Origin of the sequence: Algoriphagus aquimarinus (genome assembly GCF_007997215.1) — a bacterium.
Classification (GTDB): Bacteria; Bacteroidota; Bacteroidia; order Cytophagales; family Cyclobacteriaceae; genus Algoriphagus; species Algoriphagus aquimarinus_A.
The window spans coordinates 40,845-57,023 of sequence record NZ_VORW01000016.1; the positions used below are offsets into that span (position 1 = coordinate 40,845).

12 protein-coding genes are annotated in these 16,179 nt (G+C 40.3%); 1 reads left to right on the forward strand and 11 read right to left on the reverse strand.

Annotated features, from left to right (window positions below; translation table 11 throughout):
* Positions 1-73 precede the first annotated feature (73 nt).
* From ESV85_RS17170 to purH, 9 genes are all read right to left on the reverse strand, one after another.
* The gene (locus ESV85_RS17170) at positions 74-3,511 is read right to left on the reverse strand and encodes a ThuA domain-containing protein (RefSeq protein WP_146919770.1); all 3,438 of its coding nucleotides are present in this window, start codon (positions 3,509-3,511) and stop codon (positions 74-76) included.
* Between the two features lie 130 nt (positions 3,512-3,641).
* Positions 3,642-4,784 (reverse strand): galactokinase, encoded by a 1,143-nt coding sequence (gene galK, locus ESV85_RS17175; protein ID WP_146919772.1) that lies wholly within the window; start codon positions 4,782-4,784, stop codon positions 3,642-3,644.
* Positions 4,785-5,810, reverse strand: a complete 1,026-nt coding sequence (locus tag ESV85_RS17180; protein WP_146919774.1) for a LacI family DNA-binding transcriptional regulator — start codon at positions 5,808-5,810, stop codon at positions 4,785-4,787.
* Positions 5,811-5,880: 70 nt separating this feature from the next.
* Positions 5,881-6,858: a M28 family peptidase gene (locus tag ESV85_RS17185; protein ID WP_146919776.1), complete on the reverse strand. Its 978-nt coding sequence runs from the start codon at positions 6,856-6,858 to the stop codon at positions 5,881-5,883.
* Entirely contained in the window at positions 6,848-8,338 is a 1,491-nt protein-coding gene (cysS, locus tag ESV85_RS17190; protein ID WP_146919778.1) for a cysteine--tRNA ligase, read from the reverse strand. The genes ESV85_RS17185 and cysS overlap by 11 nt, the downstream gene beginning before the upstream one ends.
* A gap of 518 nt (positions 8,339-8,856) precedes the next feature.
* Positions 8,857-9,009, reverse strand: a complete 153-nt coding sequence (locus tag ESV85_RS22355; protein WP_191322042.1) for a hypothetical protein — start codon at positions 9,007-9,009, stop codon at positions 8,857-8,859.
* A gap of 103 nt (positions 9,010-9,112) precedes the next feature.
* The gene (locus ESV85_RS17200; protein WP_146919780.1) at positions 9,113-9,331 is read right to left on the reverse strand and encodes a type II toxin-antitoxin system HicB family antitoxin; all 219 of its coding nucleotides are present in this window, start codon (positions 9,329-9,331) and stop codon (positions 9,113-9,115) included.
* Positions 9,321-9,584: a type II toxin-antitoxin system HicA family toxin gene (locus ESV85_RS17205; protein ID WP_146919782.1), complete on the reverse strand. Its 264-nt coding sequence runs from the start codon at positions 9,582-9,584 to the stop codon at positions 9,321-9,323. Before ESV85_RS17205 ends, ESV85_RS17200 begins: the two co-directional genes overlap by 11 nt.
* 123 nt (positions 9,585-9,707) lie before the next feature.
* Positions 9,708-11,234, reverse strand: coding sequence for a bifunctional phosphoribosylaminoimidazolecarboxamide formyltransferase/IMP cyclohydrolase (gene purH, locus ESV85_RS17210; protein WP_146919784.1), 1,527 nt, complete (start codon positions 11,232-11,234; stop codon positions 9,708-9,710).
* Between the two features lie 299 nt (positions 11,235-11,533).
* On the opposite strand from purH, the gene ESV85_RS17215 reads away from it, so the two are divergent.
* The gene (locus tag ESV85_RS17215; RefSeq protein WP_146919786.1) at positions 11,534-13,960 is read left to right on the forward strand and encodes an ABC transporter permease; all 2,427 of its coding nucleotides are present in this window, start codon (positions 11,534-11,536) and stop codon (positions 13,958-13,960) included.
* Between the two features lie 264 nt (positions 13,961-14,224).
* Here ESV85_RS17215 and ESV85_RS17220 read toward each other — a convergent pair whose 3' ends face one another.
* Both ESV85_RS17220 and ESV85_RS17225 read right to left on the reverse strand, forming a co-directional pair.
* The gene (locus tag ESV85_RS17220; protein ID WP_223276033.1) at positions 14,225-15,436 is read right to left on the reverse strand and encodes a glycoside hydrolase family 18 protein; all 1,212 of its coding nucleotides are present in this window, start codon (positions 15,434-15,436) and stop codon (positions 14,225-14,227) included.
* A 119-nt stretch (positions 15,437-15,555) separates the two neighbouring features.
* Positions 15,556-16,173 (reverse strand): CatB-related O-acetyltransferase, encoded by a 618-nt coding sequence (locus ESV85_RS17225; protein ID WP_146919788.1) that lies wholly within the window; start codon positions 16,171-16,173, stop codon positions 15,556-15,558.
* Positions 16,174-16,179 lie beyond the last annotated feature (6 nt).

Sequence of the window (16,179 nt, forward strand, 5' to 3'; positions counted from 1 at the left end):
AAATGAATTGATTAGATACAAAAAAAGCCATCCCGATTATCGGGATGGCTTTACTGTTCTAAGAAGGTTGGTTTTATTTAGAGTTGAATGTGAAAGCTCTAATAGTAAATCTTCCTTTATTTCCTTCGGTATTTGGTTTTGAAATCAAATAGACCTTGTGCATTTTTCCATCAGTACTTCCAGTGAATGGGATAGTCAGCTCCCCTTGGTTTGGCGCTCTGCCTGTGGAAGCTTTTGGACTGAAGTTTCCTTCACCCACTAATTCTCCCGTAGGGCTATCCAATCTTAGTTGGAAATCATACTGCCCAGCTAAAGCTCCCATGGTAAACATGTTTAGAGTTACTGAACCAACGTCAGTCAAATCTACAGTACCGATAAGAGCAGTGCCCTCCTCGTTAGGAACCGATAAGAAAGTTGCTCCATTATAACTGCTGATGGCATAGCCTCCAGTTAATTCTTCCGCATTACCCAAATCTATGGTGTTACTCTTGAGCAATAGGGTAGAGGAACCTGTTAGTGGTTTTATGTTTTCCCCTCCTTGGTCTGTATAAGATGCATTGAGCATCAATATGCCTGTTGGAGTTGGAGTTTTACCAGCTGTCGCATCTACAGATCCAGTTTTTGGAAGAGAAGGAGTAGTCACTTGATCCAAAGAAAGAATATAAGCAACCAAGGCATTCAAATCAGAATCTTTCATATCTGGATTTGCAGGCATAGCTGTTTCGCCCCAGACTCCGCCACCACCATTTTTGATCTTATTCTTTAAATAGTCGATGTCTCTTTGATTGTACTTCTTCGCTACATCAATGTAAGCAGGTCCAACAGATGCTTCAGCTTCCTTATGACAGGTTTTACAAGTTAGTGTGGTGAAGAGAGATTTACCCATCATTGCTTCAGTCATCACCTTGTGGCCCATGTCAGATTCTGCCTTATCTAGTCCTTCGATATAGTCAGCAGAAATATACAGGGTACTGAGGTCTGTAGCAGCCTCAGGGTTATCAGCATCAGCAACGGATACGTTGTATTCTACTTTCTTTCCAGGGAAATAAAAGGACTGATTTCCGTTGATTGTGATTGAAACTTCCGGAGCAATGTTTCCAGAATAAACACTAGCAATAGAACTGCTGCCAGTTAATCCTTTAGGATCTTTTGCAGTTACTTTTACTTCGTATTCACCGATTCCATTAAAAGTATGGGTAAGGCTAGGAGCCTCTGTAGTCTTGGTTTCACCATTGCCCAAATCCCAAATGTAAGTCATTGCGTCATTTTCAGGATCTGAAGAAGTCGCACTAAATGTGACAGTCAATGGATTTGTTCCTGAGGTCTTATCTGCTGAAATTTTAGTCACCGTTGGCGCTCTATTTCCTCCATTAAAATCTATTCTGGAAAGTCCTGAATCTGGATTCTTGGAGAACCAGCCATTTCCGTATTCCAATATATAGATTCTGCCGTCAGGCCCCATTTCCATATCTATCAATGCGTTGAATTTGGTGCTTGGCATAAATGCTTCCATTTTGTCAAAATCACCATTTTCCTTTATGGTAACAGCCTTAATCCAGCCTCTGATCCAATCATAGATAAAGATTTTCCCATCGTAGTAATCCGGGAACTTCGTGTCTGCAGTGTACATGTCAGAATAATAGATTGGACCTGCCATTGCATTTCTTCCTCCCGTTCCTAATTGCGGAAACTCTTTAGATTCCGCATATGGATACCAAATGAATGCAGGTGCTAGTGCAGGCAAATCCTTTTTACCGGTGTTATTTACGGATGTGTTTGTTGGGCCATTAGGATCAAAAGCTGCTCCTGATTCACCAGTTTCATAGTCAAATTCACGGTAAGGATAATTATTTCCTACGAAATAAGGCCAGCCAAAATTCCCTGCTTTTCTCGCTTGGTTTACCTCATCGTAGCCTCTAGGACCACGAGTCTCCAAGCTGTCAGCATTGGCGTCAGGACCAACTTCACCCCAATACAAGAAACCATTTTTCTGATCAACAGATATTCTGTACGGGTTTCTGTTTCCCTGAACATAAATCTCAGGTCTAGTGCCCTCTGTTCCTACCGGGTATAGATTGCCTTCAGGGATATCATAAGAACCATCTTCCTTTACTTTAATTCTAAGGATTTTACCTCTAAGGTCATTTGCATTTCCAGATGATCTTCTCGCATCATACTGTTCCTTACCCGGTCTCTGATCTAGCGGAGCAAATCCGTTGTTGATGAATTTAGAATCAGCTTGGTTGAAAGGAGTAGAATTGTCTCCTAAGGAAAGGAATAGGTTGCCATCTTTATCAAATGCGATAGATCCACCAGTATGGCAGCAAATATCACGATCGGAATGTATATCGAGAATGACAACTTCTGATGCCATATCCCATGTGTCGTTTTTGAAAGTAAACCTTGCAAGCCTGTTGATTTCTTCATCACCTGCTGGTGCATAATAGACAAAAATATAGCCGTTTTCAGCGAAATTTGGGTCTTTTTTAATCCCCATCAATCCTTCTTCAGCATTTACTCCCTTTACTTCTGTTTTCCAGTACACATCAAGCTTGGCTACTTCTTTCAGTTCCTCTGTATCATTATCGAATAACAGAATTTCTCCTCTTCTCTGTGATACAAGAATATCTAAGTTCGGAAGTATGGTCATCTCAGTTGGCTCAGTGAATTCTCCATAAGCATAAGTCGTCTTTGTAAACCTGTTTTCCTCAGGAACACGCTTGCTCTTTGCTTTAGAATAATCTAATTCGGAATTGTTTCCAATAGCGTATTCAATACCTGCAAGTACATGCTTCAAGAATAATTCTTCAGAATAAGATTCATTAGTATGACCACCTCCAGTATAGAAAGCTCTTCCTCCATCATAGTCATGATACCAAGCGATAGGATGCTCTCCCATGTCGAAACCACCTTTATAAGAGTCTTCTTCCAGGTTCAATAGCACATGGACGTCTGGGTTCATGTTTTTGTAGCTGTACCACTCATCTGTTCTTGCCCAAGGACTAGTTAGGAAAGATGTGGAGGAGTTTTTAGCATCCACCACAGTGATTTCTCCAGCCTGTACATTTGGGTTAGGATCGTTGATGCCGGGATGATCGGTGAAATAACCACCTACTAATCGGCCATACCAGCCCCACTCATATTCTGTGTCAGCTGCAGCATGGATACCCATGAAACCGCCACCTGATTGAATGTATCTTTCGAAGTCAGCTTCTTGGTAGTTGTTTAACACATCGCCAGTAGTGCTTAAAAAGATTACGGCTGAGTATTGTGCTAAATTCTCCTCGGTGAACATTTCTGCCTGAGTGGTAGTATCCACGTCAAAGCCATTTTCTGACCCTAGTTTTTCTATTGCTTCTATTCCTTTAGGAATGGATTCATGATGAAATCCTGCTGTTTTGCTAAATACAAGTACTTTAGGTTTTCCAGAGCGAGAATTACAGCTCCAGAAACCTACACTCGCAATCAGACCAAGTAGCAGTAGGCTTCTTAGGTTTTTTGGAAAATTCATAGGTTTCAAATTTTTGGGAAAATAGGTAATAAAACTCAATTCAGAGTTGGGGTTACAAATTGGGGAAAATTTTGATAAAAATTATAGTAATTGTCTAATTGAAACAATAGAATTTTTAAATGATGGCTCTTTATAGTATTCTAGCTCCTTCGGAAAGTTCAACTGGGATAAAATCTGCTTCTATATCAAATTTTTCCTTGTAGGCAGCTAGCATAGTAGCTTGGAAACTCTTCAATTCTGAATTAGCTACCAAATTGATAGTGCAACCTCCAAAGCCTCCGCCCATAATTCGGGATCCAATTACCCCTGGTAATTTCCATGATTCCTCAGCAAGGAAATCAAGTTCCACGCAACTCACTTCGAAGTCTTCACTTAAGCTTCGATGAGATTCCTTCAGAAGGTTTCCAAAGACAGTTAAATCGCCAGCATGGAGAGCTTTAGATGCTAGGTTTACCCGTTCGATTTCTGTGATGACGTGTTTTGCCTTTGGGAAAAGATCTGAGGGTAAAAGTTGCTGAACTTTCTCAATATCATTCACCGGAATATCTCTAAGTGTTGTGGCTTCAGGGAAAGTGCCTTGAAGAATTTTTACACTTTCTTCGCAAGCCTCTCTTCGCTTATTATAAGCAGAGTCGGCAAGGGAATGCTTTACCTTAGAATTGATCAGAATTAAAGAATGATTACCAAAATCAACTTCAACTTCAAAGTGTGTATTGGTGCGGCAATCCAGTAATAAGGCTCGGTCTTTTACTCCAAAAGCAGAAGCATAAGGATCCATAATGCCGCATTTCACACCAGCAAATAAATGCTCTGCTTTTTGGGCGTAGAGAACGATTGACTTTTTGGTGATGGTAAGGTTAAATAAAGCGGTCAATGCCGTACCGATTGCTACGGAAAGTGCCGCTGAGGAAGAAAGACCTGAAGCTGGGATGTTACCGACGAAAGCTAAGTCAAAACCTTCAAACTTATAACCCGCCTGCTGAAATTGCGAGATCACACCCATGGTATAATTTGCCCAGTGACCCTTTTTTGGAGAAAATGAAGTGATATCAAAAACAAATTCTTCCTCGTAATCTTCTGAGTAAAGGCGACAGGATGAAAGACCATTTTTTTGGATAGCTACCCATATACCTTGTTCTATTGCAGCTGGGAATACCAAACCATCCTGGTAATCTGTGTGCTCTCCGATCAGATTGATTCTTCCTGGTGCGAAAGCCAAAATAGGTTCACTACCAAACAGTTTCCTGAAGGTTTGGGCAATTTTATCTTTCATTTACTTAAGGGCTTTTGTTGATTGTCGAGGTACAAGGGTCGTTTCGAGTACTATAGAAATAGGGTCGTCAGATGCGATGCCATCTAATTGATCAAGTAAGTGAGTTACTGATAATTTCCCCATTTCATAGCCAGGTTGGGCTACCGTAGTCAGTGGCGGTTCCACCACGGCGGATGTAGGGTTGTCTGTAAAACCAGCTAATGCCATGTCATTCGGCACCTTGATGCCCATGGATTTCCAACAGGTCAGAATATCTATTGCTACCGGATCTATCATACAGAATACGCCATCTGGCCGATCTTTCATTTCGGCTATTTCTTTACCTATTTTGATGTTTCCTTCTATGGTAAGATCAGATATTTTCACCAATGCTGGATCAGGAGTGATCCCAAACTCATTTAGTGCGTGCAGATATCCTTCTTTACGTTTTTTACTGATATAGAGATCTTCTGGTCCTGATACATACATCACACGCTTGCAGCCAGTTTCCAATAGATGTTTGGTGACTTGATAGGCACCGCCTTCATCATTGAATGTCACTCTCGATACTGGTATATCTTCATTTACTCTATCAAAAAGCAGAAAGGGGATTTCTCTATTGTAGAGATCAATCAAATGATCGTATGTGTTCGTTTCGCGGCTCAGAGAGATTAATAAACCATCCACTTGAGAGGCTACTAAAGTTCTGATATTAGCTTTTTCAAGTTCCAATGTTTCATTCGATTGACAAATCATCACGTTATAACCACGCTTATTCGCATGATCCTGAATCCCAGAGATACAGGAAGCAAAAAAGTGTGAAGTAATTTCTGGTACGATTACGCCGAGTGTATTCGTACGGCTAATTCTAAGGCTTTGAGCAAGGAGGTTAGGTTGGTAATTCATCTCCTTTGCCATCTCCACTATTCGTTTTTTAGTGTCAGGATGAAGCTCAGGAGAATCCTTGAGTGCTCTTGAAATGGTCGATACAGAAACGCCTAATTTCTTGGCGATTTCCTTCATGGTGACTTGATGACCTTTTTTCATGGGGTAAAATCATTTAACTATCACTTCGAACCCTCCAAATTCGACGATTCTAAGACGGAAAGATAAGCTTTTACTCTTGGTAAACTGTAAATAAAACAGTTTCTCCTACTGCCTGCAAAGTTCTACGGTCTATGATTTCCATATTATCTGCATGCTTATGATGGTATTGACCGAAGCCATAATCCGGGGAAAACTCAATTATATCAATCATTGGTATTTTGGCAAATTCATTGACAAAAGCATGATCATCCAGGATCTCAGGAGAATCTTTGTAAATAAAGAAGTCTCCTTGACCAATCTGTGCAGCATTGTCCCAGACTTTTTTCAAAATTCCAGATGCGTATTGACGGGAATATCCTTCTCTATAGAAACGAGCTCCCTTGGCTCCAACCAAATCCACAAGAATCCCATAATAGGCTGAGTAATTCGGTTTGTGCTTGTTTTTGGACCAGTGCTGAGATCCTAGGCACCACCATATTTGACTGTTGTCTCTTTCGGAAGATAGATCTGGTTCCCCATCATCTTCTCCATCGAATAAAATAATGTCTATCCCAACGCCTGGCTTTAGTTCCTGAGAACCGATCACACGAGCGATTTCCAGTAAAATCCCCACTCCGCTGGCGCCATCGTTAGCTCCATCGATAGGTTCATCCATCCTGTCGGTATCTTTGTCAGCGATTCTTCTTGTATCCCAGTGTGCAGCCAAAAGTATTCTTTTCGTTGCCTGAGGATTGTAGGAAGCAATAATGTTGCTCAGATCCCAAGTTAATCCATCGTAGGTTTTCGCTTCGAAATCCTGAGTTTCTACAGTAAAGCCATAACCTTCAAACTTAGCTAATAACCAGTTTTTAGTTGCTTCATGCGCTTCGGTTTCCGGTACTCTCGGGCCAAAATCAACTTGCTTTTGCACAAATGCATACGCAGAATCTGGAGAGAAAGTAGGGTAGGGCTTAGCAGGAACTTCCGCTACAGTCTCAGCTTTTTTGTCAGGACTTGTACATGCCCAGGCTAATGCTAGTAAGCCTACCAGCCAAAATCTATTCTTCATATGCCCAGTCAATTTTATCTTTCATGTCTTTTACTACAAATCCGATTTCTTTCAGACCTGCTCGGATTTCATCCACTTTTGCGTAGTCTCTGGCTGTTTTTGCTTCAGCATACAATTGCAAAAGTAGGTTCAGCATTTCATTTTGAGTATCTGATTTCTCCTCGATCAAACCCAAAATATCGGAAACAAAGGTGTTGAATGTTTCAATCAATTTATTGAATACATCCTCTCCAAAGACAGCGGACTTCAATTGTCCTGTGTACATGGAATTGATTTTCTTCAGTAAGTTGAACAAATGCCCAATCGCCTGTGCGGTGTTGAAATCATCGTCCATGGCTCGGTAAGCGTTGTTGATGATTTGTTCTACTTGCTTGATTTGCTCCTCATCTTTCTCAGCATCATTCGCTTCGAATTTCAAAATCTTTGCAATTCTCAATCCGTTGATCAGCTTTTTGTATCCCTTTTGCGCAGCCTGAAGTGCTTCGTTAGAGAAATCCAAGGTAGAGCGATAATGCGCTGTCAAGATGAAATAACGGATCGTCATCGGACTATAAGCCTGTTCCAGAAGTTTATGGCTTCCAGTGAAGAGCTCCTGCAGGTTGATAAAGTTACCCAGTGACTTACCCATCTTCTGTCCGTTGATGGTGATCATATTATTGTGCATCCAATACTTGGCAGGATCCTGATGATTGCATGCATTTCCCTGTGCGATTTCACATTCGTGGTGAGGGAAAAGAAGATCCATTCCGCCTCCATGGATGTCAAAATGCTTGCCCAGGTATTTGGAACTCATGGCTGTACATTCTAGATGCCAGCCAGGAAAACCAACTCCCCAAGGAGAGTCCCACTTCATGAGATGCTCCGAAGAAGCATTTTTCCAAAGTGCAAAATCAACTGAATTACGCTTTTCATCCTGTCCATCCAGCGTGCGGCTTCCGCTCATCAGGTTTTCCAAGTCACGACCTGATAGCTTACCATAGTTGTTCGTTTCGTTGTATTTCATCACATCGAAATACACAGATCCGTTTACTTCATAGGCAAAACCCTCTTTGAGAATGGCCTCCACCAAAGCGATTTGCTCAGGAATATGGCCTGTTGCACGAGGTTCGATGCTCGGTTTCCAGGTATTCAAAAGCGCCATGTCTCTGTGGTAGCTGTCCGTATATTGCTGGGCAACTTCCATAGGCTCAAGCTGTTCTAGCTTTGCTTTCTTGGCGATTTTATCTTCACCCTCATCTGCATCTCCTTGTAAGTGACCTACATCGGTGATGTTGCGCACGTAGCGAACCCTGAAGCCCAAGTGCGTAAGGTAGCGATTGACTGTATCAAAAGTGATGGCAGGACGAGCGTGGCCAAGGTGAGCATCTCCATAGACCGTCGGTCCACAGACATACATGCCTACAAAAGGCGGATTGATGGGCTGAAACTCCTCTTTCTGGCGTGAAAGAGTATTGTATAATTTAAGATTATGCGACTTCATGAGTAGAATCTGTACTAAGTATCAAAAACCAACAACGGATCTAGCCCGAAATTGATTCAGGCTGCAAAATAGCGGATTCGAGTGGGGAAATGAAAAAGAATAAAAATAACTGTTGAGTCTAGGTAGGTACAAGGATTCAACCAAGAATATTTAAGTCATTAAATATAATAAGCACTAAAAAACTATTTCTATTAATACGGCTAAGCTAGGTCAGTCCCGCGGATTTCAAAAGGTCTATTAATTTCGCCTTTGGGATATTCTCAAAATCACTTTTATCGAATATATGGATCAGGTAGATTTCTTTATCCTGACTTAAAAAGTAGTATATAACTCTTGCTCAGCCTGATTTCCCTTTGTTTTTGCTACTTATTGATAATCGGATTTTAAAGAGATTTCCACCAAGTGGAATTTCTTCTTCATAATCTTTTTCCAATTAGACTGAAGAGATCAGCTTTCAGGGAAGGATATTTTTTAAAAAGCTTTTTGAAGAACTTTTAAAATTTTGGGTGAGAATTACCTCATAGCTCATTTAAAAAGTCTCTGGCACTTTCTTTTTTCATTTCTCTTTTTTGAATCTTTTTTACTTGCGACAAGCTAGACTCTATTTCTCCTAGGAACTCCAAGAACTCTTCTTTTTCAACCATTTCAAATTCAATACCTTCTTTGCTCAAAAAATCAGCAATAGATTTGATTTGTGTTTTGGATAGGCTTTGATTCTGATGGCTTCCATTTCTTATTAAGTTTTATACAATTTACGAGAAGGGTAGAATAGTGTTAGGCTAACATCAATTTCCCTTTAGGCGTAGGTATAGACCTTCCAAGAGATTTCGCTGTTTCTACCCATTCCCCAATAACGATTTCTGCATTGGCTAATGCCTCTGAGTAAGATTCTCCATCGGCTGCACAACCTGCCAATTCAGGTACTTCTGCAATGAATGCTTGATCTTCTTCACTCCAGTAAATGATAATCTCGTATCGAGGGTTAGTTTTCATCTTTATCTAGCTTTAATCTATATTTCAATATAAGATTTCTTACTTGTTTGACCTGATAAGGTTTAGCTTTTCCTCCTTTTTCCTGAATGTTGAGGATTTCTACCATTTGAGATTTAGAGAAAATATGATGACTTCCTTTGATTCTTTCTTCAAACCCAAAAATAATTAGTAGCCTTTTAAGGTCTTCAAAATCAATGTTTTGGTCAGACCTTCCTCTAAGTATTTTCAATAGGATCTTCTCATACTTTCCCATAATTAAATATATGGAAACTTCTGATTTTGAATTCTATTCTAATAATCTCAAAACCAAAAAAAGACCTTCGAAATGTTCACTTCCGAAGGTCTTGATACTTTTGTCTAGCGACTTGCTACTTTATTAATGTTTAAAGTGTCTCACTCCCGTCATCACCATTGCGATGCCGTTTGCGTCACAGTAATCTACGCTCAATTGATCTTTGATTGATCCGCCTGGTTGAACTACCGCGGTGATTCCTGCTTTGCCTGCGATCTCTACACAGTCCGGGAATGGGAAGAATGCATCAGATGCCATCACCGCACCATTCAGGTCAAAGCCAAATGCCTTCGCCTTGTCGATTGCCTGAAGCAATGCATCTACACGGGAAGTTTGACCTACTCCGCTTGAGAATAATTGGTCTCCGTTAGAAAGAATGATCGTGTTTGATTTAGTGTGCTTACAGATTTTTGCTGCGAATACTAATGCATTTTGCTCAGCTTCTGTTGGAGCTTTTTTGGTCGCCACAGTGAAATCAGCCTTTGTTTCAGTCGCCAAATCCTTATCCTGCTCGATCACGCCGTTAAGCAAGGTTTTGATCATCTTGGTGCCTGGAAGATCCATTTTCTGCAACAACAAAATTCTGTTTTTCTTGCCTTTCAACACTTCCAAAGCTTCTTCTGTAAATGCTGGAGCGATCAACACTTCGAAGAATAAGGAATGCATTTCTTCAGCTGCATCTTTATCTACTGTCTGATTTGTGATCAACACGCCCCCGAAAGCAGAAGTAGTATCTGCGGCAAAAGCTTTCTGATACGCCTCTTTTACTGTAGATGCTAGGGCAACTCCACAAGCATTGGTGTGCTTCAAGATAGCAAAGGCTGTTTCACCTTTGAATTCAGCGATCAAATTCACCGCGGCATCCACATCGACCAAGTTGTTATAGGAAAGTTCTTTTCCGTTCAACTGATCAAAAAGATCTTCCATGTTACCATAGAAGTGAGCGTTTTGATGTGGGTTTTCTCCGTAGCGAAGTGCTTTTGCTTTGGTTTCAGATACTTTCAATGCTGGAATATTTTCAGCTTGGTTGAAGTAATTGAAAATATGTGTGTCGTAATTAGAAGAAACCTGGAAAGCCTGAGCTGCGAAATAGCGACGGTCGGCTAGTGTGGTTGCTCCTTCTTGTTCAGTTAGTCTTCCTTCCAGTTCTGTGTATTGATCTTTGGAAGCAATGATCGTAACGTCTTTGAAGTTTTTCGCAGCAGCACGGATCAAAGAAATTCCTCCGATGTCAATTTTCTCGATGATATCTGCTTCAGAAGCACCAGAAGCTAAAGTTTCCTCAAAAGGATACAAATCAACGATCACCAAATCAATGGCTGGGATGTCATATTCTCCAGCTTGAGAAAGATCACCTTCATTATCTCTTCTGTAAAGAATACCTCCAAAAATCTTTGGATGAAGGGTTTTTACTCTTCCTCCGAAAATGGAAGGATAGCTAGTCAACTCTTCCACTGGGATTACTTCCGCGCCTTGTTCCTCGATAAACTTCTGAGTGCCACCAGTAGAATAAATGGTGACGTCATGTTTTTTCAATAGGGCGATGATAGGTTCGAGGTTGTCTTTATAGTAGACAGAAATAAGGGCAGATTTTATTTTTTTGGTAGCCATTTGGAAATGGGTTGATTTGTTTTTGGGAAAAGGCAAAGGTAGGAAAAAAGACGTTAAGACAGGGCGTTTTACGCCATGCGATTTATATTCAAACGCTCTGATGGAATTTGTTTTTTTAGAATACTTTAACTGATTCCTTATATTTGATTTGTGGGTAATTATCTCACGAAGAGTAAATTACAGGAAGGAAGAGAGAAGTTTTTCACTGAGAAGGGAATTGGAATTTATTCATTTCTCAACCTTACTACATTAGAAAACTCGATTAGTATACTTTGCTTAATTTTTTTTCCAAAGGAATCATGCTCAAAAACTACTTAAAAATTGCGATTCGAAACTTGTTGAAAAACAAGGTATATACAGGGATTAATGTGTTGGGCTTGACCCTTGGGTTTATGTGCTGCATATTGATAATGCTTCATGTGAAGGATGAGCTTTCTTATGATAAATTCATTCCAAATCACGAGAATATATACAGAGTTTCCTTGGAACGTGTGTATCCTGATCATGTGAGTTCTTATGCAATTATTCCTGACAGCTACTCAGAAGTAATTGCTGATGAAATCAACGGAGTAGAAGAGTCCACGCGTATTTTTACCTTGGGAAATGGTGTTGTGATCGGAATCGGAGATGTGAAGTTTGAAGAGAATTTTGGTGCTGCTGCTGATTCAAACTTTTTTAGAATATTTGATTTTGAGATCCTCCAAGGCGCTACACAAGATAAGGCTTTGATCCGCCCACACACGGTAGTGGTAACCCAATCAGCAGCTAAGAGAGTATTCAATACGGATAATCCAGTAGGTAAATTACTTAAAGTCTTTGGGTTAGATTTTGAGGTTTCGGCAGTGATGGCTGATGTGCCTGAAAATTCCCATCTGAAATTTGACTTTCTTTTTGCCACTGTTTCATTTCCGGATCTTATTCATGAAAATTTCACTGGGTTTTCTGCTTTTACTTATCTGAAAGTCAATCCAGAAGTTGGTTATAAGCAAGTTGAAGCTCAGATTCCTGTCCTGGTTTCCAAGTATGCAGCAGGTCAAATCGAACGCGACTTGGGTGTTTCCTTTACAGATTATACAGCAGCAGGAAATGGGTACCGCTATTTTCTACAGCCATTAACATCGATTCATCTGCACTCCAATCTTGAAAGTGAAATGAGGCCAAACGGCAACTTTTTATATGTCTATATTTTTATTAGTATAGCCATTATTATTTTGGTTTTGGCTTGTATCAACTTCATTAATCTGGCTACAGCTCGGTCTTCGGATCGTGCCCGTGAAGTAGGAGTAAGAAAAGCCATGGGCTCGGGGCGCAGTCAAATTATCTCTCAATTTCTTCTTGAGGCACTTATTTTGACCTTCAGTTCACTTTTGCTTGGGATTTTGCTTGTTTATTTAGCGCTACCTTTTTTTAATGACTTGACTGAAAAGACGCTTATAATTGATTTGAATTCAGTGCTTTTTGCCTTGCCTATTTTGATTGGATTTGGAGTTCTAGTAGGACTTTTGGCAGGATATTATCCAGCATTTTATATTTCCAAACTGAATACAATCAGTATTCTCAAGGGGAAATTGGAAGTGACCGGTAGCGGGAATTGGCTTCGAAATGTTTTGGTGATTTTCCAATTTTCTATTGCCATTATGCTGATTGCTGGCACCTTGATTATTAATCGGCAGATCAACTTTATTCAATCCACCAGTTTGGGTTTTCAAAAGGAAAATATCCTTGTGCTGGAGGGATTTGGCAACCAAGAGAAACGTGAAGTAATACAGAATGAGTTAGAAAAACTGTCTGGAGTGCATTCAGTGGCCACGTCCAGTAGCTTGCCTGGAAAAGGTAGCGTTGGAGTTCAATTTACAAAACCTGGTGGAGGAGATGTTTTGACAGCAAAGAGTTTTGCGGGGGATGATTATTTTTTCCAAACTATCGGGATTGAGCCTGTAGAAGGGAGAGTTTTCGATGAGAATTTCAATGATTCGCTATCCTTGATTCTCAATAGGGAGGCTGTAAAGATTTTTTTCGGAGATCAAGACCCCATCGGGCAACGACTTAATACCAATACAGATATTAATGGTGAAAGAGGTGAGGTAGCGTTCACTGTCATTGGTGTGGTAGACAATTTCAACTTTGAATCACTGCATACGAAGGTGACTCCTTTGGTGATGTTTAATACTGATAATGCCAGAGGTTTTGAAAATTTCTTATCCATCAAATTCGCTTCAGGTCATCAGACAGAAGTCGTCAAAGGATTGGAAGCTAAATGGATCGAACTTTCAGATGGCGCTCCTTTGTCTTATTTCTTTCTAGACGATGATCTAGCCCAACTTTATCGAAGTGAGCAGGTTTCTGGTCAGGTTTTGGGTATGTTTTCGATTTTGGCCATCGTAATCGCCTGCATTGGTTTATTCGGTTTGGCGGCCTACACTGCTTTTTTGCGAACCAAGGAAATAGGAGTTAGAAAGGTTCTAGGAGCATCAATTGGAAGTATCATACTGTTGTTGTCTATAGATTTCGCGAAGTTGGTGACAATTGCCTTTGTGATAGCGGTTCCTATTGCGTGGTTTGCCATGGCAGGCTGGCTGAATTCTTTTGCTTTCAAAATTGACTTGGGAATCAGCGTATTCTTACTTGCTGGCTTGGTGACCTTGGCTATAGCACTACTGACAGTAAGCTATCAGGCAATTTCTGCGGCTATTGTCAATCCAGTAAAGAGCTTGAAAAGTGAGTGAATAAGGGAGTATTAAGTAATGGGTGTCTAGTATCAAGATTCTGATGTTATGAGTTCAAACAGCAGAGAAAAAACCTTCTGAAAGTGTCTTGAATATTAGAATTGAGAGACTATTATGGTAATGCTCACGCATCAGTTTGTTCTAACTAGTTGGGATTTCTTTTAGTTAAATCACTATAAAAAGAGCAAGGTGTAATCCTGAGAATATTTCAGGACTACACCTTGCTCTTTTCCTGTGAAATCAGGTTTCTGGCTACATAAGCTTTTACTCTTTTACAGCCTTATAAATTGCATCAAGTAAACTTCCTGCTTCTTTGGTGTCATTTCCCAATTCCCAGAACATGATTCCTCCCAAGCCTTTCTCCATGGTGTATCTTGTTTTTAGCGCAACGGAAACTGTATCGTCATAGGATACAAACAGGCTGTCGGAAGCATTATACAAATAAGGTGCTTCGGCTTTTTCATCCCAGAAGCGTTTGAAGTTACTGTCTTGTTCGTATTTATCACGGATCTGATGATAGGCCATCCAACCGATATGTAGCCCACTGCTCAACTGGTATAATCCATTATTTACTGGAGGGACACCTTTCCAGACTCTGCCATAAAAAGCGCTTCCGATTACGATCTGCTTAGGATCTACACCTTCCTTGATTAAGAAGTCTACGATTTTCTCTGATGAACGAGGATCAGGATCTAAATTATCTCCATTTGTATACAAGCTGTCAAGATGCGCTTGGAATGGAGTTCCTGCTATGTCTGCACTTTTCACATCGCCCAGGGGTGTATGATGCCCTGTGTAAATAGAAACGCCAGAAACCTGATCATACGTCATTACATTGGTGAAATTCGCATATTTCATAACCTCATCCATATCTACAAAATCATAGTAGCGCTTCCAGCCCGCTGATGCAAAGGTGAGCACTTTTGGAGCATCGAATTCGTCAAGCATTTCACGTAAACCTTTCATCAGGGCAGTGAAATTCTTTGTGTCTTCTGGACGAGCCATGGTGCCTGCACCGGAAATCCCAGGGTATTCCCAGTCCATATCCATTCCATCAAGCTTATATTTTGTGATGAATTCAGATGCACTTTTGATGAATTTAGCTCGACTTTCTTCTGTCAATGCCATATCAGAGAATCCATCAGCTCCCCAACCACCACAGGCGATCATTACTTTTAGATCAGGATTACGTTCCTTTTGTTTTACCAGAGCCTCAATTTTTGGACCTGCTGCCTCCTCATTTCTGAATTTCATTTCCCCATCGATCACATTTGTGAAGGAGTAGATAATGTGCGTTAGCTTTTCTACTGGAATATTCTCTGGCTTATAATCACGTTCCGCCACATAATAGGCCATGATCACTGGATTGTGAGTCAGTAAAGTTTCTTGTGCTTCTTCAGTCTGATTTTCAGTAGGAGCAGAGCAACTTATGATACCCAACAAAAGAAATAGATAGGAGAGAGTAGCGGTTTTCAAGGCGTTGTGGTTTTGCGTACTTATTTAATAATTTCTAAGAAGTTGGAATTACCTAAATTAAAATATTTTTTGTAGGGAGCGGGAAAAATTTTTTAAGTCAAGGAGATAGGTCGGCTTTTTTAAAGGTTTTGGATTTGATTGCCTGTTAGATTTTGAATGTTGGCAGTGATTTTATCAATATCCCAGTCCCACCATTTTAATTCTAAAAGTTTCTCTATTGTCTCCTTTGGGAATCGCTTTTTAATTTCAAGCGCAGGGTTTCCACCAACTATCGTGTATGGCTCAACATCTTTGACGACGGTAGAATTTGTTGCGATTATGGCTCCATCGCCAATTTTAACTCCTGCCATAATTGTGGCATTATGACCTATCCAAACATCGTTTCCGATGACCAAATCTCCTTTGTTTGGATATGATTTTCCTTCCATTGCCTTCTCCCATCCATTTCCAAATATGGCAAATGGATAAGTTGATAATGAATCTGTGAGATGATTCGCTCCGTTCATTATGAATTTTACTCCGGAAGCGATCATGCAGAACTTTCCGATTATTAATTTATCACCAGTAAAGTCAAAGTGGTATTTTACGTTCTTCTCAAAATTCTCCACATTTTGAAAGTCATCATAATACGTGTAGTCGCCCACAATGATATTGGGGTTCTTGATGATGTTTTTTAAAAAGCATAGCTTATCATAATTCTGAAGCGGGAATTTCACATGCTTATCAGGCCCAGTCATATCTTA